The 21,696-nt window shown below is 54.8% G+C and carries 8 protein-coding genes; 6 read left to right on the top strand and 2 right to left on the bottom strand.

Features of this window, described 5'->3' with window-relative positions; all coding sequences use genetic code 11:
- From Q4501_RS01135 to Q4501_RS01120, 4 genes are all read left to right on the top strand, one after another.
- A complete protein-coding gene (locus Q4501_RS01135; RefSeq protein ID WP_303593449.1) occupies nucleotides 1-2,133 on the top strand; it encodes a type I secretion system permease/ATPase in 2,133 nt (710 codons plus the stop codon).
- Entirely contained in the window at nucleotides 2,130-3,584 is a 1,455-nt protein-coding gene (locus Q4501_RS01130; protein ID WP_303593447.1) for an HlyD family type I secretion periplasmic adaptor subunit, read from the top strand. The genes Q4501_RS01135 and Q4501_RS01130 overlap by 4 nt, the downstream gene beginning before the upstream one ends.
- 55 nt (nucleotides 3,585-3,639) lie before the next feature.
- Nucleotides 3,640-17,202, top strand: a complete 13,563-nt coding sequence (locus Q4501_RS01125; RefSeq protein ID WP_303593445.1) for an immunoglobulin-like domain-containing protein — start codon at nucleotides 3,640-3,642, stop codon at nucleotides 17,200-17,202.
- A gap of 164 nt (nucleotides 17,203-17,366) precedes the next feature.
- The gene (locus Q4501_RS01120) at nucleotides 17,367-17,918 is read left to right on the top strand and encodes a hemerythrin domain-containing protein (RefSeq protein WP_303593444.1); all 552 of its coding nucleotides are present in this window, start codon (nucleotides 17,367-17,369) and stop codon (nucleotides 17,916-17,918) included.
- 18 nt (nucleotides 17,919-17,936) lie between these two features.
- Here the strand turns inward: Q4501_RS01120 and Q4501_RS01115 are convergent, their stop codons facing one another.
- A complete protein-coding gene (locus tag Q4501_RS01115) occupies nucleotides 17,937-18,773 on the bottom strand; it encodes a LysR substrate-binding domain-containing protein (protein ID WP_303593442.1) in 837 nt (278 codons plus the stop codon).
- A 141-nt stretch (nucleotides 18,774-18,914) separates the two neighbouring features.
- Between Q4501_RS01115 and Q4501_RS01110 the strand changes: the two genes are divergently transcribed.
- On the top strand, nucleotides 18,915-19,841 hold the full coding sequence (locus tag Q4501_RS01110; protein WP_303593439.1) for a DMT family transporter: 927 nt from the start codon (nucleotides 18,915-18,917) through the stop codon (nucleotides 19,839-19,841).
- Between the two features lie 57 nt (nucleotides 19,842-19,898).
- On the top strand, nucleotides 19,899-21,113 hold the full coding sequence (locus Q4501_RS01105; RefSeq protein WP_368497092.1) for an MFS transporter: 1,215 nt from the start codon (nucleotides 19,899-19,901) through the stop codon (nucleotides 21,111-21,113).
- Here the strand turns inward: Q4501_RS01105 and Q4501_RS01100 are convergent.
- Entirely contained in the window at nucleotides 21,106-21,585 is a 480-nt protein-coding gene (locus Q4501_RS01100) for an Lrp/AsnC family transcriptional regulator (protein WP_303593437.1), read from the bottom strand. The two genes, Q4501_RS01105 and Q4501_RS01100, sit on opposite strands and share 8 nt — an antisense overlap.
- Between the last annotated feature and the right edge of the window lie 111 nt (nucleotides 21,586-21,696).

Here is a 21,696-nt window from a genome sequence, read left to right as displayed (position 1 = left end):
ATGGATCTGACCGATGACCCCTTAGGCGCTTGCCTGCTATGGCTGGCCGCTGAAAATGGCACTGCGACCAGCCACGATGCGCTGGTTTCAGGTTTGCCATTAGTGGACGGACGCCTGTCGCCTTCTGTATTTGCCCGCGCCGCGGAGCGGGTAGATATGAAGGTGACACTGGTACGGCAGCCCTTGAGTCGCCTTAACCGTCTGCTGTTCCCCTGCGTCGTCTTGTTGGAGGGTAACCGCGCTTGCCTGCTAACAAGCATTGACGTCCAGAAGCAGAAAGTTCAGGTACTGTTGCCGGAACTCGGTATGCAACCCCAGGAGCTGGAACTGGACAGCTTCAAAGACAGCTATACGGGGATCGCCCTGTACTGTCGCCCGGATTTTCGCCTGGATTCGAATAAGACAGGTGCAGGCTCCGCTGCTACAGATAAGGGTCATTGGTTCTGGAGTGTCATCAAGGCAAACCGGCCGGTGTATCGAGATATCCTGATCGCGGCTTTTTTTATTAATCTGTTCGCCCTGACGATGCCGCTGTTCGTCATGAACGTCTATGACCGAGTGGTTCCCAATCACGCGACGGATACACTCTGGGTTCTCGCTCTGGGTGCGCTTTTCATTATATGTGCCGACCTGGCTTTGCGGTTGCTGCGCAGCTGGTTTGTGGAGTTGGCTGCGAGCAGGGCTGATATTAAGGTGTCGGCCCGGATCATGGAGAGGATTCTGGGCGCCCGGCTTGAGCATGCGCCGCCTTCAGTAGGCTCGTTTGCAGCCAATGTACAGTCGTTTGAATCCGTGCGCTCGTTTATCGGCTCGATGACCGTTACTGCGCTTGTTGACCTTCCGTTCTTTCTGCTTTTTGTGATCATCATTGCCCTGATTTCGCCAGTGATGATGATTCCAGTGGTGATTGGCGCAACGCTGATTATTTTTTACGCCCTTTCGGTACAGGCGACCATGCACCAGCTTTCAGAAACCATGAGCCAGGCCAGCGCCCAGCGTAATTCGGGCTTAATTGAAAGCCTGGTTGCTGCGCCCACGCTCAAGAGCTTCAATGCCACAAGCCGCATGCAAAGTGCCTGGGAGCAGTCTACCCGGTTTTTGTCTGGCTGCTCGGGGAAGCAGCGCATGCTCGGTATGTCAGTTGGTGCGGGTGCGTCCTGGGTACAACAAGTTGTCTCGGTAGTAATGATTATCACCGGTGTTTACCTGGTGATAAGTGGTGATTTGAGCCAGGGCGGGCTCATCGCAGCTTATATGTTGTCGTCCCGTGCCATGGCGCCTGTTTCGCAAACAGCCTCGCTATTGACTCAGTATTACCAGGCGGCCACCGCTCTGACATCTGTTGAGCAGATCATGGACGCTGAGCAGGACCGAGATCCCGGAAAACAACTAATCAGTCGGGGCAAGCTGCGCGGTGAAATAGAACTGCGCAACGTCTCTTTTCAGTATCCGGATGAAGATCGTGACGCTTTGTCTGAAGTTTCACTGCATATCCGGGCGGGCGAGCGAGTGGGGATTCTTGGCCGTGTGGGCTCCGGCAAAAGCACACTGGAAAAACTCATTCTGGGATTGTATCGGCCAACCTCTGGAAGCCTCCTGATTGATGGCGTGAATATAGAGCAGATAGATCCGACGGAGCTACGCCGCAATATCGGTTACATCCCTCAAGACGTTCAGTTACTCAGTGGCACTGTCTACGACAACATTACGCTGGGCATAGAGCACCCAAGCAACGAACGTCTGATGCAGGCGATCAATATTTCCGGCCTGAAAGGTTTGGTGGGTGATCACGCCGATGGTTTATCAATGCCCGTCGGAGAAGGGGGTAATCGTCTGTCGGGTGGGCAGCGTCAGACTATTGCGGTGGCCCGCGCTGTTATGGCCGATAGCAGCATTTTGTTGCTTGATGAGCCCACCAGTGCCATGGATAGCATGTTGGAGAACCATGTAAGCAAGGGCCTGAGCCAGCTTGGCCAGGGCAACACGTTGCTGCTGATAACTCATCGCACCGGCTTGCTGGACCTGGTTGATCGACTGATTGTTATGGATGCTGGCAAAGTCGTTGCCGACGGCCCGAAACAGAGCGTGCTTCAGGCGCTTCAGCAAGGAAGTATTCAGCGGGGGGCGAGATGAAAGACAAGCCCGACGTTGTAGAAAAAACGGCTCAGAAGCACGTTGAACAACAAGCATTTGAACGTTTGCAGTTGGCAGACGCGGTAGGCGCCCGGGGCAGGGGCTTCATTGATCGCCTGTTCCGGCCGTTTTTCTCAGCGTTTCGCAACAACTCAAGGCAATGGCCCGACGATGCAGACCAGGCAATGGAGCAGCAGAGCACCCTCCGTGCCCGTAGCCTTCTATATGGTATTGCGCTGACCTGCATCGGGTTGATCATCTGGGCTGCGGTTGCTCCCATAGATGAAGTAACCCGGGGGGAAGGCAAGGTGATACCGTCGCGGCAACTGCAAATCATACAGTCTGCGGATGGCGGTGTTATCGACGAACTTTTCGTTGAGGAAGGCGCAACGGTGAAGCAGGGCGACCTTCTGGTGCGCATAGATCCCACCCGCTTTGTTGCCAGCTTTCAGGAAGGCAGTGTGCGGGCGTTTGCATTGGCGGCGAAAGTTGAGCGGTTGCGGGCGCAGATCAACAACGAACCACTTCAACTGAACTTCAGCGAAGCTTTAACCGCCGAGCAACAGCAGGTTCTGCGCCAGGAGCAGGGTTATTACCAGGCCAGTCTGAAAGAGCTGAGCGATCGGCTCTCTGTCGCGCGGGAACAGCGCGCCCAGCGGCAGCAAGAGCTGGGAGAAGTTCAGGCGCGGTTGTCTGCGGCAGAGAAGTCTTACCGTATGTCGACGCGGGAGTTGCAGGCCACTCGGCCCTTGTTAGGCTCTGGTGCTGTTTCCGAAATAGAAGTTCTGCGCTTGCAGCGAGACCAGGCTGCCGCAGACGGTGAGCAGCTTCAAGCGGCGGCTCGTGTCAGGCAGGTCAAGGCCAGCATCAAGGAAGCGGACTCCCGGCTACTAGAGATTGAGTCTACTGCGCGTAACCAGTGGCGCGCGGAACTTAGTGATGCCAGTTCCCAATTGAACAGCCTGGAGAAGAGTGTTGCGGGTCTGGCGGATAAGGTAAGGCTCTCTGAAATTCGATCTCCCGTGAACGGCACAGTTCAGCGGGTACTCCTGAATACTATTGGTGGGGTTGTTCAGCCCGGGAATGCAGTTGTTGAAATTGTGCCCAGTGACGATCGCCTGCTTGTCGAAGCCAAAATAGCGCCCAAAGATATTGCCTTCCTGCGCCCCGGGCTACCGGCCACTATCAAACTGCATGCCTACGATTTTTCTGTATACGGCGGCATTTCCGCAACGCTCCAGCACATCAGTGCCGACACCATTACCGATGAGCGCGATAACACCTTTTACCTGGTGCGTGCCGTCACCAATGACACAGATTCGGCGCAGAAATTTTCTGTTATTCCCGGGATGACCGCTCAACTCGACATCATGACTGGGAAGAAAAGCATTTTATCGTACCTGCTAAAGCCTTTACTGCGCGCCAAAGCCAATGCTTTGAGCGAACGCTAAACCAGATTCTCTACATGCGCGCATGCTGCATGAATAGCTACTTTGTGAGGTCCTTATGACTACTCTGGCAATTGTTGTTTCACTGATCGGACAGGCCTGGGCGGAGAACGCGAACGGCGAACGTCGTTTACTCAGCGTGGGTGATCAACTTGGCGTTGATGAAACGCTGATCATGGAAGAAGGCGCACGCGTTGATTTGGACTTCGGTGATAACCAGCAACTGACGTTTGTGGGTGAGCAGCAAGTCTCAGCCGACCAGCGCGGCGAGTTCATGGAGCAGAATGAAGACGTGCGGCCTCAGCAGTCTTCAGACCAGGCGCCGGCGGATGCGAGCCCCACGCAATACCAGAGTGCCACGCCAGAAGGACATGGTTTTGTTCAGCTGGTTCGTATTGGCGAAATTATCGAAGCGGATGGTTACACGCCGGTGACCGTTGCGCGCATTCAGGAAGTGTTGCGGCCATTCGGTATGAGCCTGCCGCAATCAACGTTTGTACGTGATGAGATACGTGATCACCAGGGTTCTACTGACCGTCACGAAACAAATAATGACTACCCTCAGACTGGCTCTAAGCTCCCAAAACTGAGCATTTCCATCGATGTGATTGCTGGCAACGATATCGTAGACGCAACGGAAGCCGGGCAGTCTATTACTCTGACAGGGACAGTGGGCGGCGGAGTAGAACCAGGCGATCGTGTTACTGTAACTGTCAACGGCCAACTGTATGAAACAACCGTTAATGCAGATGGCAAAACCTGGCAAGTGGATGTGCCGGGCAGTGAGTTGGCGCAAGACAAGAACGTTCAGGCAACCGTTGCCAGTGTAGAGCCAAATGGTACGCCTGTTTCTGAACAGGCGGAGCGGCCATATGAGGTGGACAGTGTTGCACCAGCAATTACGGTTGAGTTGGAGCCAGGCTCTGGCACCAATGGCGGATACAACGAAGACGACACGAAAGACGGCAAAGTCACTGGCACAGTGACTTTCGACCCCGACACCACAGAACCTGGTGACACCGTCATAATCACCGACAAAGACGGTGAAGTGATTATTGAACGCCCGGTCACCGAGGATGACATCACCAATGGCATTATCGTCGACGTGCCTGTGTCTGAGGGACAGACCGATGTCGAACTCAACGTTACCATCACCGACCCTGTTGGCAATACCGGCACCGGATCAGACGCCAAACCGGTGGATAATGTTACCCCGGGTGTAGATGCAGTGCTTGAACCGGGCTCTGGCCCGAACGGCGACTACAACGAAGCCGATACGCAAGACGGAAAAGTTACGGGTACGATCACCTTTGATCCGAGCACCACACTTCCCGGCGACAAGGTGACAGTAACGGATATCGACGGTAACCCGATTGCAGATAACAACGGCGATCCGATCGTGGATTACGAGCTTACCGAAGACGATATCAACAACGGCATTGTTGTGGACGTGCCCGTCGCGGAAGGCCAAATCGATGTTGAGCTGAATGTTGAAGTCACCGACCCAGCGGGTAATACCAGCACAGGTTTCGATAAAAACCCGAAAGATAATATAGCCCCGGAAGTAATCGTAGAACTTGAAGACGGTTCTGGCCCTAATGGTGCGTATAACGAAGACGACACCAGCGACGGTAAAGCTACCGGCACCATCACCTTTAAGCCCGGCACCACTGAACCGGGTGATACCGTCAAAATCACCGACAAAGACGGCAATGTGATCATCGAACGGCCGGTCACCGAAGATGACATCAGCAATGGCATTACCGTAGATGTGCCGGTCAGCGATGGCCAGACCAGTGTCGGCCTGAACGTGGAAGTTGTTGATCCGGCGGGCAACACCGGCAACGGATCGGATACTAAGCCGGTAGACAACGTTACGCCGACCGTTGAGGTTGAACTAGAGCCGGGTAGCGGCCCTAACGGCAGCTACAACGAAGACGATACCAGCGATGGCACGGTTGAAGGCACCGTCACGCTGGACCCCGGCACCACCAAACCGGGCGATACGCTGGTGATTACCGACGGCCAGGGCAACGAACTGATTAACCGCCCGGTGACCCAGGACGATATCGACAACGGCATCTCTGTAGACGTGCCCGTCATGTCCGGTCAAACCGAAGTGGAACTGAATGCCACCGTTACCGACCCGGCGGGGAATACCAGCGACGGTAAAGACGAAAACGACGTCGATAACGTCGGCCCAGGAGCAAGCGTGGAACTGGAGCCGGGCACAGGCCCGGGTGGCAGCTATAACGAGGGTGACATCACCGACGGTACGGTCACGGGCGACATTACTCTGACGCCAGAGACCGTTCCCGGCGATACCCTGGTGGTCACCGATGGCAACGGCAATGAGCTGATCAATCGTCCCGTCACCCAGGACGACATCGACAACGGCGTCAGTGTGGAGGTACCGGTAGAGCCCGGTCAGCCGGACGTTGAGATCAATGTTGAACTGACGGACCCCTCGGGGAACACCGGCACGGCGACTGACAACAAAGACGTGGATAACGTTACGCCCACTGTTGAGGTTGAACTCGCAACGGGCTCCAGCCCGGATGGAAGCTATAACAAAGACGATGCCGATAACGGCACCGTTGAAGGCACCATCAACCTGGACCCAACGGTCTCGGTCGGTGACCACCTTGTAGTCACCGACGGCAAAGGTAATACGCTGTTTGATGCCCCAGTGACACAAGCCGATATTGATAACGGCATTACCGTTCAGGTTCCCATTGATGGCAACGACACCGAGCTCACCCTGGACGCTGTGATCACCGACGAAGCTGGTAACACCAGCAATGCATCGGACGATAAACCGGTCGATGCGGTGACACCCACGCTGACGGCGGAGCTCGAAGGCGCCGGCAGTGATGGCGTATACAGCGTTGACGAAATCACCGACGGTAAAGTCACCGGCAAAGTAACGCTGGATCCGAACACCGTTGAAGTGGGCGACCGCCTGGTGATTCAGGATGGTTCCGGCAGCGTCCTGATCGACCGCCCGGTCACGCAGGACGATATTAATGATGGCGTTAGCGTCGACATCTCCGTGTCATCCGGTGACACCGAGGTAGAGATCAGCGCCACCGTTACCGACCCGGCGGGTAATACCAGTGACGATGCCGATAACAAAACTGTAGACAACGTTACGCCGACCGTTGAGGTTGAACTAGAGCCGGGTAGCGGCCCTAACGGCAGCTACAACGAAGACGATACCAGTGATGGCACGGTTGAAGGTACCGTCACGCTGGACCCTGGTACAACCAAACCGGGCGATACGGTGGTGATTACCGATGGCCAGGGCAACGAGCTGATTAACCGCCCGGTGACCCAGGACGATATCGACAACGGCATCACGGTAGACGTGCCCGTCATGTCCGGTCAAACCGAAGTGGAACTGAACGCCACCGTTACCGACCCGGCGGGCAACACCAGCAGCGCAACTGATAGCAAACTCGTAGACAATCTCGCGCCGGATATCAATACGCCTATCGCTGACCAGAGTGATCTCGATGCGGATGTGATCAACCTGGATGTCAGCGGAAACTTCAATGACATCGTTGATGGCAGCGACATCAGGTACAGCGCCAACGGCTTGCCCGATGGGCTAACCATCGACCCAGATACCGGCATTATTAGCGGCACTATCGACAAATCTGCCAGTCAGTTTGGCGGCAACGGCGAGCATACTGTCACCATCAGTGTGACCGATCAATCAGGAAATAGTGCAGATACTGAGTTTGCCTGGAGCGTGAGCAATCCACTGCCGGATGCTGTAGACGACGCCATCACAGCTGTTGAAGGCATCACGCTTACGGTTGATAGCGCCAACGGTGTTCTGGCCAACGATTCCGACCCTGATGGCGATAACCCGCTGGGTGTTACCGAATTTGCGGTAGATGGCCAAACTTATAGCGCGGGCGATGCAGCAACGATTGCCGGTGTTGGCGAGCTAACACTTAATGCTGATGGCAGTTATGAGTTTGTGCCTGAGCCTGATTATAGCGGCACAGTGCCAGCAGTGACTTATACAGTCTCTGATGCCGATGGCGGCACGAGCACTGCGGATTTACATATCACGGTTGAGCCCGTACTGGACATTACTTTGAGCGCGCCGGCGCAGGTTAATGAAGGCGATAAGATTACTGTCACCGCAACCGTTGAAACACCGGTGCAGGACAATCCGCTCTATGTCATTTTGGACAATGGCCAGACAATCACCATTCCGGTGGGCCAGACCAGTGGCAGCGCAGAGGTAGATAGCCGCCTGGATGACGCCTACACACAAGGCAGTACGACGGCAGAGTTTGAAGTGGTCGGCGCAAGCGGTGGCAGCGAGCATATTAACGACTCAAGCTTTGGCAGCGCAGCCAGCACGGAAGTTGTCGATAACAGTGATGTAACGACCGTCAGCGTTTCAACCGCGGATGTCACTGAAGATGCCACCGGCGTTACCTTTAGTTTCCAGCTGAGCAACCCACCACAAACGGGCGAAACCATTACGCTGACGGTCGACGTTGCTGGCACTGAGCACACCGTAGTCGTTGATGCCAATGGCGGTGGCGACTTGTTTATCAACACTCAGAACCCGGACGTTTACCTTGATCCTGACAGCGTGACTGCAGAAGTTACCGCTATCAATGGTGGAAACTTTGAGGCAACAGATCTGTCTGGCGCCACTGCCACAGCGCAGATCGCCGACACGATCGATGCCGTTACCGCGAAGTTGAGCGTAGACAGCACAACAGTGAATGAAGGCGAGTCAGACTTGGCCTACACAGTCACGCTGATGGATGCCAATGGCAATGCAGTAGATGCCAAAAACGATATAACAGTGACCTTGTCAGATGGCAGCAGCATCACCATCGCCGCTGGTAGCAGCAGTGAGAGCTTTAACTTAGCGGTGCAAAGTGATGATGTTTATGTGGATGGCGAGACCATCAGTACTGCCATTACTGATATTAGCGAACAGAATGCGGGGGCCGCTGATAGTTTCGAGAACCTGACCTTCAATGGCGCTGACGTAAATACGGTGGTTAGCGATACCATCGATACCACCAGTGTTAGCCTGACTGCTGGCCCTGGTCTGACGGAATCCGGTGGCACGCTCACCTATACCGTGACCTTGGGCGGCGAGGTGCGCGCAGGTGACGACCCCGTTGAAGTAACGTTCAAAGACCTTAATGGCGATGATCAAATCATCACCATCGGTGGTGGGAACACTACTGGCACCGTGGATGTGATCATCCCGCCGAGTCTGTTTGAGGGTGTGTATACAGACGATCCACAAGACATTGTGGTGGCTACAGATGTAGCGGTTAGTGGTGGTTCCGATTTTGAGAACCTGGGCGCTCCGAGTGTGGGTACGGTTGAAATTACTGACAGTATCGACATCACCACTGCCACGCTAACGTCTAGCGGCAGCGGCGATGAAGACAACGGTTCCATTACCTACACCGTTAACCTGGATAACGCGCCGCAAGCGGATCAGTCGTTCAGTATTACCTTGAGCAATGGTCAGACAGCCAGCATTCAGGTAGCTGCCGGCGCAACCAGCGGTGAGGTTACCTTTGGCTGGGGCACTGGTGCTGTAGCTGGCACCCAGGCGTTGGATGGTTACCCGGATGGCGATGTTTACGTAGAAGATGACGTTGCCCTGACCGTGGATGATTTCGTTGCCGATGGTAGTGGCGGCAACTTCGAGCAACTCGATGTGGTGAACGACAGTACGGACATCACCATCTCTGATACAGATACACCTGTCACCATCACCCTGAGTGACATTACAAGTGAAGAAGGCGAAAGCCAGACCATCACCGCAACGGTTGATCACCCGGTTACAGAGAACGATCTGGTCATTAGCCTGAGCAATGGTGAAACCATCACCATCGCCGTGGGCGCGACCAGTGGTACGTCTGATCCGTTCCAGGTTCAGAGCGACGACGTTTATGTAGATGGAGAAACCTACGACGTCTCCATCGATAGCGTGACTGGTGGAAACTTCGAGCAAGTCGTTGATACGGATACGTCAACGGTGACGGTCACCGACACCATCGACCCTGTATACGCACAAATCACCGTCGACCAGGACTCTGTCCTTGAAGGTGGCACGCTCAATTACACCGTTAATCTTGTCGATGAAAATGGCGACCCGGTTAACGTTGAGTCTGGAAAAGACGTAACCGTGAACCTTGACTGGAGTGGCGCAGCCGCCAATACGGGTGACGTGGATGCCTTGCCCGCCAGCATTACCATTACCGGCGGCAATGCCTCAGCGAGTTTCGAAGTTAATACTACCGCGGACATGACAGCTGAACTGAGTGAGCCTGTCACTGCCACAATTGAAAGCGTTGTAGATAATGCCGGCATAGATCCCGGCTTTGAAAACCTGCAAGTAGATTCAGGCAACGACAGCGCCACCGCCCACATAGTAGACGCCCCGACCATCGAAGTGCTGGACGATAACGGTGCTGCTGATGGCCAGCTCACCGTGCATGAGCAGGGCCTGGACACCGGCGATGGCTCAAATACTGTCAGTGGCGTACTGCGTGTTACCGCACCGTCCGGACTTGATTCCATCGAAATTGGTGGGCAGGAATTCACCCTGGCGGACATCGAAGCTCTGGATGGCACTCAGACCATCACAGTTTCCGGCCACGGCGAGATCACTCTGAACAGCTCTGCCATGGTGGAAACCGCCAATGGTCAACCCACTGTGTGGGAAGTTGATTTCGACTACAAGTTAACCGACGCACAAGCGCACAGTGCCCAAGGTTCTGATGATGCACTGAAAGATATTGATTTAACAGTGACTGCCACAGACCCGCAGGACGCCGCTAACAGCGTTATCGGCTCTGGCAGCCTTGGCGTATTGGTGATTGATGATCTGCCCGAAGTGGATCTTACTGGCGTAGAACTGGACGAAGCTCAAGTGAAAGAAGCGCAAATTGGTGCGCAAGGCGCTGAGGCGACCGTTAATTTCTCCGGGGCTTTCGATATTAAATATGGCGTCGATGGAAACAACGGTGTCGCTTATGAATTGGTGATTGATAACAGTGCTTCTGGCCTTGTGGATACGGCCAGTGGTGATGCAGTCATGCTTTTTGACAATAGCGGCGTAATTGAAGGTCGTAATGACAATGGCGATGTGGTTTTTACCATCACAGTGGATGCGGCGACAGGCCAAGTAACACTGGTTCAAAATCGCGCTCTGGAGCACGAGGACCCGCTCACCCCGAACGACTTCGTTAAAATCACCAACGGTGCGATTGACCTGAAAGCCACGGCCAAAGATGGCGATGGCGATGAGATCAGCAGTACCGTCAATATTGGTGACCGGTTCGTATTTCAGGACGATGGCCCGGCTGTCAGCGGTCAGCCGACCGCGACAAATGTTGATGAAAAATACCTCGATTCAGGCAGTGAAGCAGGGCAGGGCAGCACCAGTGTTACAGCGTCCTTGCCGATAGATACCGGTGAAGACGGCATGGGCAGCCTGACGTTCGCTACGAATCAGATTGCACTGCAAACCCTGCTGGCGAGCACGGGTAACTCAGGCATTACGATTGATGTAACCGATGAGACCCTTATCGCTACCCGGGGAAGTGAAGAAGTATTTGTCGTAACCCTGAATAAGGATACGGGTAAGTACACCTTTGAGCTTAAAGGTGCGCTTGCGCATCCGGTTTCCGTCAACGGAACCATGGCAATGGAGTTCGCCTATCAGGTGCAGGATGCCGATGATGACTCAGCCACGGGCACCTTCGTTGTTAACCTGGTGGATGATGTGCCGAAGACGAGCGTATCTATCACTACGGATGAAGATACAGCTTATGGGCCCTTTACCACTTCGGCGGACTCAACTCAGAGTAATGTCAGCATTCAGGATACTGATGATAATCCGGCCACAAGTGAAACCATCTTGCCTGATGGGTCGGCTATCCCTACCGGAACCCTTGGATACGATGTGGGTCATGGCGTGGTTGTAGTAGACACCGATGGAAAACTGACCTATTACCCAAATTCTGACTACAGCAATGAGGGATCTACGGATAACTTCCAGGTCACCATCACCAATGATGACGGTTCGACCACAGTGACCGAGGTGGATGTAACCGTTAACCCGATCTCCGACGCACCCCCGCTTGCAGTGGATGACGAGAATATCAGTACGAAGGAAGATACTGCAGTTGCGCTGGGCCTGAACGCCCCTGTGATCGTGGATAATACGGATCAGAACAGCACTGGCACCGCAGGAGACAATCCTGAGCGTCTGGGTGAGATTACCCTGAGCGGCCTGCCCGAAGGGGCTGTGCTCACTTATGGAGCAAACACTTACACGGTAACTGCCAGCGGAAGCGTGACTGTTAAGCTGAGCAACCTTGCCAGTGGTGATCATCTGTCGGGCCTGACGACCGACCTTACCATGAATACAAATGATTTTGAGGGTATGACCGTTACTCCGCCCGCTCACAGCCACGAAAACTTCACCGTGGAGATGAGCGCCACCAGCTATGAAGTGGATGCCAGCGGCAATAAGCTGGCCGCTGTGGATGGTGCCACCAGCACCACTGAGGTGGAAGTTCGCGTACAGGCGGTGACTGACGATGCCGAGCTGGTATTTGATAACACAGCGACCAGTATCGATGACACCGACAGCGTTGTATACACGGGTAACACTGAGGCCGATGTCACCCTCAAGGAAGATACCACCTTCGACCTGACGGACATGCTCAGCGCTTCCTTCGATGATCTGGACGGCTCGGAGGTACGTTCCATCACCATCACCAACCCAGCGGGTAACGGCACCATTACCGTAGATGGCAAGTCCGTGGCTGCCGATGAAAGCATCACCATTGATGCCGGTGGGCAGACCGGTGGCATCGACAGCTTCCCGGAAATTCAGATCGGCGGAGCCGGTGATTTCAGTGGTGACCTGAATGGCATTACCGTGTCCATCAACGCCCAGGACAAGGATGCCGATGGCTGGGGTGATGGCGCTTCAGCAGAACATGAAGGTGAAAATGGCGTTGCAGAAGCGGTTACCGACAATAACAGCGTAACCCTGAACCTGCATGTCACTCCGGTAGCCGGGGATGTAAATACATCCAGCACTCAGGAAACCGATGAGGATACAGCGGTCAATTTCCTGTCCGGCATTCGGGTAACGGATGACAATGATGGTACAGAGGTCATTACGAAAATCAGTTTCGATACGCCAACGGAAGGAGGTACCTGGACTCTGGGCCAGCCTTCCAGCGGCAGTGGCAGTGACTGGACGCTGACAGAAAGCGGTGGCACCTACACAATTACCTTCGATGACGGCCTGACAGAAGCCCAGCGCGAAGCCATTCTGGATGAGTTTACCATCACCCCGCCGGGACACAGCAGTCTCGATGCGAAGATCGCAGTGGAGGTAACCTCTAAAGATACCCAGACGGTGAACGGCTCGTCGGTCACCAATGAGGCTCCAACCAATCATGATGTTGCTATCACCGTAAACCCGGTTGCCGAACGCACTGATTCCGATACTGATGGCCAGGCAGGCAATGATGTTGATATGACCTCTGGCCATGAATACACCACCACCGGAACCGAAGACCAGTGGTTCACTCTGGGTACAGAGGGTGGCTTCAAGTTGGAAACCGGCTGGAATGTTGAAGATGACGAGCAGCTATTTGCTGCACTGACCCCTGAACTGACAGCCCATAATGCTATCCAAACAGACCCAGCGGGATCGCAGTTCAGTTACACCGATGGGTCAGGTAACACGATTACCCAAACCTTTGGTGGTGATGCTGTACGTGTGCCGGCGGAGTATCTGGATACGCTGCAATTCAAGGCTCCGGAAAACTTCTCCGGCCAGTTCAAAATCAACGTGCAAGCCGTGACTGTGGATACCGATGATGATGGTGAAGAAACGGTCGAGGCGGTCAGCGGCCATGCCGAATTGACTAATGTTCTGATCAAACCTTCAGCCGATACTCCGACCACCACCGTTACGGCGCGAGTTAACGGTAATGAAGACGAAAGTGTACCGCTGTCCATCCGGCCCAGTAGTTCCGACGACTCTGAAACCTTTAATGTCACCATCGGTGATATACCTGATGGTGCTGTGATCACCTATGGCACTGAATCCTTCAATGCTGATAGTGGCAGTGGCACCATGGCAGATGGAACTGGATACGAGGTGGTGAAAAGCGGCGATTCCTGGAGTCTGAAAATTACAGACTTTGATCCGGATACGGGCGCTAATATGACCCTGACGCCGCCGGAGCACTCCAACAAGCCATTTACTCTGAATGTAGAGACGGTTTCCGTGGACACTCTGACCGTGGGTGGTACGTCCTATGATAGTGTTTCCACTCCTCCCTTCGAGCTGTCCATCAATGTCACCCCCAAAGGGGTGGCAGACGAAGCCAACGTGGAAGTGGTGGACCCATCCGCTCAGAGCTTCACCGAAGCCGGTGTGGACAGCGATGGCGGTGTGATGCTGACAGAGCTTCTGAAGGACACTCCGTCACTGGTTGATACCGATTCCGAAACCCTGAGTTTCAAGCTCTCCGGCCTGCCGGAGGGCTTCAGTGTGGTGGATGTCAGCGAGGAGGGAGGGCGAGTCACCTCACTGGGCAATGGAGAATGGGTCTTTGCAGCTGACGACCTGAATAATGTCAAAATTACCACCCCGGCCAATTTCAGTGGTACTTCCGATGCCTTCACCCTGGCTGCGGTGACCACCGAAAACGATGGTGATTCGCTTACGGAAAACCATAGTGTCCAGATCAAAATCACCCCGTCCCCGGAAGCGACCATGAATCTGAGCACTGGAGGGGTTGAGGATACTCCTGAAAAACTGGATTTCAGTGCCCAGCAGCAGAACGGAGAAATCGGGGAGACCATTACCGAAGTCTGGATCAGCAAGGCTGACCTGGATAACGCAGGCGGCTATACCCTGACCTATGGCGCATCAGGCAGTGAGCTTGAGGGTACCGAGTCGGGAGTAACGCTTGAAGGTGGCTGGTACAAGCTGGATAGCACCGCCATGGACAATATCTACCTCAAGGGTAATGACAACTGGCACGGTGACGGCAGCTTTACCGTTCAGTACACGGTTGAAGATCCGGGTGATGATGGCACCGTATCTCCGGCATCCGAAATGTTCGGGTATCAAACCTACAACGTTAGCGTAACCGCAGTCACCGACCAGCCGGATCTCACGGTGACGTCTGATGATATTTCCATGACCTCAACAGGTGATGCAACCATCAACCTGAATATCGCCAACGAAGGTATCAATGGCGGTGACTATGATGGCAGTGAGAAGCTGACTCGTATCCTGCTGGATAATGTGCCCGAAGGTGTCATCGTTGAGGGAGCCGATTTTATCGGGGGAAACCAATGGTTGTTTATCACCGATGACAGCTTTGATTCAGCGCTGACTCCGTCGATTAATCTTAAAGTACAGTCGGAAGCGGGAGGTCTGACTGATCACGAAATCTCTATTACTGTCATCACGAAAGATGCAGACAATGGTAAGGAGGAGCCAGCCAGTACAACGGTTAAACTGACAACCAACTTCCCGGGTGGTGAAGGCAGTCAGTTACCTGCTGAGATAGAGGCATGGAAGCAAACCGACTTTGATCCCACCGAGGACACCGCCTTTACACTGAGTGATGCCTTTAACGGTGAAATCCAAGATGGCGTTACCGATAACGGCTTCAATATCACTTTGTCCAACCTGCCCGAGGGCACGGTGGTAACCGGCATGACCTCAACTGTTATTGATGGTCAAACGGTGTGGACCGCTTCCGGTACTGGTGGCAATGCAGACCTGCAAACGCTGATGAGCAACATTACCGTGAAGCCGCCAGTCAACTGGAACCAGCACGATGGGGATTTCGAGTTTGACGCCAAGCTGACCACCTATGTGCCCAGCGGCCTGAGGAGTGATGCCAGCGTTGAAGCTGTCTTCGATGCGGTACAGCCGGTCAGTGATAAGCCGGAGATCAGCATTAGCGCACCGGCGGTGGATGAAGGCAGCGATCTGACCTTTACCATCAATCTGTCCAATACGGCGGACAATCCCAACTGGACCCTGGTGGGTGATAAGCTCTACCTCCAGCTGGATGAGTCAGGCATCGATGACAACGGGGTGCTTAAACAGGGCGGCACAACCCTGAGTACTTCTGCGGTCAGTGGTGTCACCGGGGTTTCTGATGGTAGCTACTATGTGATCGATGTAACCGACCCGACCAGCTCCATTGAGCTGACCTACACCGCTTCCGGCGAGCATGTGAGCGGCTCCGTTAGCCTCTCGGCTTGGGCGCAAGGCCAGGAAGACGGTTCGACTGAAATAAAAACTGGTTCATCGGTACAGACCGGCGTAATCACCCCGGTCAACAGCGGCTATAACTTCACGGTAGAAAATGTCAGTGGAACAGAAAACGCCAGCCAGTTGGCGGAAACTGACAAGTCCAATGTGATTCAGCTGAACGTGACCAATGTTGGCCTGCACGACAGCGACGACTCCGAAGCCCTTGGTGCGGTATTGTTGAGTAATGTCCCCAACGGCTTCCTGGTTTATGTGGGCGACAGCGCCGAAAGCGCAACCGAGGCCGCTTTGTCCAATAACGCCGGTGGTGACGGTACGACCAACACCTGGCTGCTGGGGAATGGTGAAATCCCGGCCTATATCGGCATTATGCCGCCCCAGTACTGGAGCGGTACGGTCAGTGGCCTGAAACTTCAGGTCACCTCGAGCGAAGATGCCCTCTCCACCGAGGAGGTTAGCGAGCAGACCTTCAACCTGACAGTGGGAGCCCAGGCCGATGGCCTGACCCTGGCCCCCACCCCCAGCTTTGGCGAGGAGGGGGATATCATCCCGCTCAACCTTAACCATGAGCTGAAGGACCCGGGTTCGGCAGGATCAGGGGATGAATCTACAGAAACCCTGACCCTGGAGTTCTCCGGGATGGGCGAACATGCCGCCTTCTATCTGGGCAATACCCTGATCAGCGGTACCGCTCAGGTAGCCGATAACGGCGGTGGCAGCTACACCATCAGTGGATTGACCTTGGCAGAAGCGGAAACCCTGGGCTTTGTGCAGGCAAAGGATGATCTAAGCAACGTGCAGGTCAGAGCGCAGACTGCAGAAACGGCCGGTGGAGATCCCTCTGCCTGGACCGACTGGAAAGATATAAGCATCAGCGGCGTGACTGAGCAATATTCCACCTCTGGCGATGACACCCTGCTCTGGACCGGTGAACGCATCGACGGCTTCGGTGGCGAGGATACGATTCAGCTCCGCTTCGGCGAATCTGTCACCAGCACTGATCCCACTGATGCCACTGATCTGGCGAACAACCTGAACAACATCGAAACCATCGATATGCAAGGTTCCGGCGATAACAAAATCGAAGGCCTGAAAGCGGAGGATGTCATCGCCATGACCGATGAGGACAATCTTTTGAAGATTATGGGCGATGCCAACGATAGCATTTCGCTCGACGACAGCTGGGCGAAAGTCGGTCAGGGTGGTGGCTACGACGTCTACACAGCTTCAAATGGTGGCAATGACGCAACCTTGCATATCCAACAGGACGGGGTAATCGTTGATTAGCGACTGGCAGCGTCAAAACCTACGCTGGATAAGCGTTTTGTTTGAAGGAGCAAAGGAAGTGTAAGATTGCGTAACTTGCTGGCTATGGTATTACAGTAACGAACGATTCAATATGGGGCCTAAGGATAGGCAAGACACGGCCCGTTAGCTCAGGAGGTTTTCACATGGCTACGCTTAACAAACTGCGCCGCGATCACGGCAATATGGCTCGGTTGCTGTACGTGCTCTCGCTCCGGCATACGACGCTGGAGGAGGGCGAGCGCCCGGACTTTCGTCAGATACGCGAGATTGTGGATTATATTCTTGATTATATGGATGGCTTCTTGAAGCCTCTGGAGCGTCTGTATAGTGAGAATCTGCTGTCCGGGAAACCCGATGGTGAGGCGTTGAGCCGTCGAATGACTGAAGACTATCAGGCCTTGCATAAGCGCTTGAAACTGCTTTCCGAGACGCTCGATATGATCCTGATGGATGCTGTGGTGCCTATGGAACGGTTTATTGACGATTTCAAAGCCTATCTGGATGCTCACCAAGCGTACCTGAAGGCAGAACGGGAGAAATTGTTTCCGTTCCTTCGTTTATACCTGACCGATGCAGAACAGCAGGAGTTATTGGAAATGCTGCCGGATAGTGCGCAGTCCAATCTGTCGAGGCTTCGTGAGGACTATCCTGAGCTTTATGCTGAGTTCAAGGAAGCACCGTCGCCGTTTGCCTGAGTGCCTCGACCAGCTCGCTCAATCGCCTGTCGCCAGGTGGCTCTGAATCAGTTCGGCCAACTGCTTCACTGGTTCTGAGGGCCGGCCGGCTGGCCGGTGCAGGGCAATCTCCACGTGTTGAAGTGTGGGCATGCCGCTACGCTCATCCAGCACTCGCAACTGGGGTGTAAGCATGTTTCGGGTGATAACCGCAACTGCCAGCCCAGCTGCGACTACGGGCATCAGGCCCGTCATGGACTGGCTCGAGTAGGCCATTCGCCAATCCCGCCCTGCGTTCGTTAACGCCTGTTCGGCGACGTCCCGGAATACATCGGCTCCCGGTGAGTAGAACGCCAGAGGTATCGGGTCAGTCAGCGATGGCTGGGCGTTGGCGCCGACAGCCCACATAAGGGGCTCGCGCCGGATAACCTCACCGCCAGGTGAGCGCGCCTGCCGGGTCACCACAGCCAGGTCCATGTTTCCTGCCTGCACCTGTTTTACCAGCTCAACGCTTGACCTGCAGGTAACCTGCAGCTGCACTGCAGGAAACTGCCGGTTGAAGTGAGACAGTACCGAGGTCAGCAGGAAGGCATAGTCTTCCGGAATGCCAAGGTTCAGCTCCCCGGAAACCTGGCGCTGCTGCACATCATCAATAGCTTCACTGTTTAGTTCCAGCATTTTTCTGGCATACCCCACCAGCTTCTGGCCTTCCGCCGTAAACCGTATGCGCCGCCCGTCTTTTTCGTGCAACGGAACACCGAGAGCAGCCTCAAGGCGGTTCAACTGCATGCTCACGGTGGATTGTGTGTATGCCAGTCTTTCCGCTGCGGCCGTCACGGTTCCGGTGTCTGCGATGGTAACCAGAGTCAGAAGCATGTTCAGGTCCAGAATCCGGTTTCTCAATGTATCAGCCCTTGTGATGTGTTCTATCAAAAATAATTGATTCTGTGATGAGTGGTCAGTGTATAGCCTGTAGCTGTCGAATCCAATTCACCCACAGCAACAGGAGCCACGACGGTGCGCATATTGACTAACCCCTCCCGCCCATTTTTCATCAGTATCATTGCCGCGCTTTTTGCCGTTGTGCTCTGGGCCGGCGCGCCTTTGCTGGTGGACATTGCCAGTTCGGTGCCGCCCTTCCAGCTTACCGCCATCGCGTTAATCAGTGGAGCCATAGTGGCTTTGCCGGTGAGTCTTCGTAAGCGGCGCCATCGCGGTGGCCAACCGGTTCAGGCGCCGGTTTCCCTGAAGTGGAGGCTGGCGATTTATGGGCTTTTGCCGGCCTTGATACTCGGAGCGATCGGTGGCTATCTTACGGGTGTTGGCATGGCGCCGACGGCAGAAGCGGCATTGATAACTTACACCTGGCCTGTGATGTTTATTGTCATCAGTCAGTGGCTATTTCATCGCCGCCTGCCGTTGCCTGTTTTGTGTGGCGCTCTCATTGCATTTTCTGGCGCTGCGGTATTACTTTCCCCGGAAACGGAGAGTGTGGGGCATTCGCAATACCTGGCAGGTTATGCGTTGGCGCTGATGGCCGGTTGCTGCTGGGCCCTGTATTCGTGGATCTGCCAGGCGGCACCTGTTGCGATTGCGCCGATGATGCCGGGGCTGTTTCTGCTAGCGGCGTTCGGCGCTGCAATCGCCGATGTTCTTTCTGGTAGCCCCTTCGGGTTGCCTTCAGGCCTGGCGCTTGTTGCAGGTGTCGCGCTTGGAGTCGGGCCCTATGGGCTTGCGATGATGGCCTGGGACCTGGCACTTCGCACCGGGCCGACCGCGCTGGTGGGTAGCCTCGCCTATGGTGTGCCTGTTCTGGCGGCTACATTTCTGGTGATTGCCGGCGTGGCGGCTCCGGATTGGCGATTGCCCCTGGCCGCGCTGCTGGTGGTTGCCGGGTCTGTTGTAGCGACGATGAAGCGGGGCAACGGCGCTCTGAAATATTAATCCAGAAGTACTAAACTGCGGGCTGGTGGATTCCTCAAAGCTGCTGCCCGGTGACCTATTAAAAGACCAACCCTGAAAAACGCTCTTAGACGGCCGGCTGATGAAGCCGGCCAGAACTTCGTAGCTTTGTGTGTATCGCTCACATTCTGCTTCGTTGTCTACTCGATGCTGCTCGTAACCGTGCCGGTGTACGGGCTTGAACTCGGCGCGTCCCCCCTCATGTTGGGTGTCATTCTCAGCTCCCAGTATCTGCTTCCCTTTTTGCTGGCCATTCCTCTGGGCGGCGTGGTGGCGCGCCACGGAGGCCGGGTTACACTGCTGGCCGGCGCGCTTGTGATGACCGGGGGGCTGCTGTTGATGCAGATTCTGCCCGGGTATTACGGGCTCATTGGTGGCCAGCTGCTAATTGGGCTGGCACACCTTCAAATGGTGTTATCGGCCCAGACGATCATTTCTTCATTGGCGACCGGGCCTAAACTGGAAGGCTATTTTGGCTGGTATTCCACCTGGCTGTCTGGCGGGCAGGTGGTTGGCCCTTTACTGGCTGGCGGCTGGATTCATTGGGCCGGCGGCGTCGACAACCTGTTCCTGGTTATGGCAGGCATTGCTTTGTTGGGTTGGCTGTCGGGGCTAGCGCTGACCGGAGATGCAACCCTGGGCATATCGGTGACCCGAAAACAGACCGGATTCCGCGCTCAGGCGGGTCTGATTCGCAATAATACCGGCGTTCAGGTTTCCATCGCGATTACGGTTGCGGGAATGTTTGCTTTGGGCGTCTACGGCAGCTATCTGCCTGTTTATCTTGATAGCCTGGAAATGAGCGCGGTGATGATTGGCGTGCTGGTTAGTTTGCGATCGGGCGTGTCCATGGTGATTCGCCCGTTTATTCCAAAGATCATCAGCGCTGTGGGCGGGCGCGAAAAGGCAACGATTCTGGCGCTTTGCACTTTGTCTGGCGGCCTGGTCTGTATGGGGTTCGCGGGCAACGCGCTGGTTATTGGCCTTTTGTCCGTTTTGGTAGGGCTGGGCGGTGGACTTACGCAGCCCCTGTCGATGGTAGTTCTGGCTGAAAGCGTTGAGCGCGAACAGAGGTCGGGAGCATTGGGCATGCGTCTGATGGCCAATCGGGCTGTTCACTTCGTGGCGCCGCTTATGTTTGGTGCGGTTCTCGGTGTTAGTGGTTTTCGTTTGTCCTTTGGGCTTTCGGGCTTGTTTATAGCACTGGTTGTTGCAGTGCTGATGTGGCTTCAGGGCCAGCAAAGATTCAGGTAGGGCCTCCCAGCGGAACTGTCTGGGTGTTTTTGATCTCCCGCAGTACAAAGTTGGAATTTACCTGCGCGATGCCCTGCAGGGTGAAAATCTTTTCGTTCAGAAAACGATCGTAGCTGGCCATATCCGGTACGATCACTCGCAATACAAAATCTGCATTACCGGTCACCGCGAAACACTGAAGTACCTCCGGGTAGCTGCTCACCTGTTGTTCGATCTCTGCCGTGCTGTCAATGGTGTGGCGTTGAAGGGATAGGTTGATCAATACACAGAGCCCCTGTCCGATACGTTCCGGCGCCAGGTGCGCCGTATATCCGGTTATAACGCCGGATTCTTCAAGCGCTCTCACCCTTCGCCAGCAAGCTGCCGGTGACAGGCCCACCTCTTCCGCCAATTGCTGGTTACTGATCCGCCCATCGCTCTGAAGTATGGCAAGAATGCGTTGGTCTAGTTTGTCCAGCTCTACGTGTTTCATTTGGTAACACCTGATTTTTATCAAAGGATATTCGGTTATATTGTCAATTATCGAACATCCTTTCGCAAACTCTCGGTATTTCCTTCCAATTAGCAAGCACCTTTTGCCGAC

Origin of the sequence: Marinobacter sp. 2_MG-2023 (assembly GCF_030546935.1) — a bacterium.
In the GTDB taxonomy this organism is placed as follows: Bacteria; Pseudomonadota; Gammaproteobacteria; order Pseudomonadales; family Oleiphilaceae; genus Marinobacter.
Note: the sequence above shows the minus strand (reverse complement) of the source record. Positions and strands in the feature narration are given on the sequence as shown.

Bases quoted from the DNA above. Each gene is read 5' to 3' on its own strand.
- Q4501_RS01135 (WP_303593449.1), top strand. From the start codon at position 1: ATGGATCTGACCGATGACCCCTTAGGCGCTTGCCTGCTATGGCTGGCC.
- Q4501_RS01130 (WP_303593447.1), top strand. From the start codon at position 2,130: ATGAAAGACAAGCCCGACGTTGTAGAAAAAACGGCTCAGAAGCACGTT.
- Q4501_RS01125 (WP_303593445.1), top strand. From the start codon at position 3,640: ATGACTACTCTGGCAATTGTTGTTTCACTGATCGGACAGGCCTGGGCG.
- Q4501_RS01120 (WP_303593444.1), top strand. From the start codon at position 17,367: ATGGCTACGCTTAACAAACTGCGCCGCGATCACGGCAATATGGCTCGG.
- Q4501_RS01115 (WP_303593442.1), bottom strand. From the start codon at position 18,773: ATGCTTCTGACTCTGGTTACCATCGCAGACACCGGAACCGTGACGGCC.
- Q4501_RS01100 (WP_303593437.1), bottom strand. From the start codon at position 21,585: ATGAAACACGTAGAGCTGGACAAACTAGACCAACGCATTCTTGCCATA.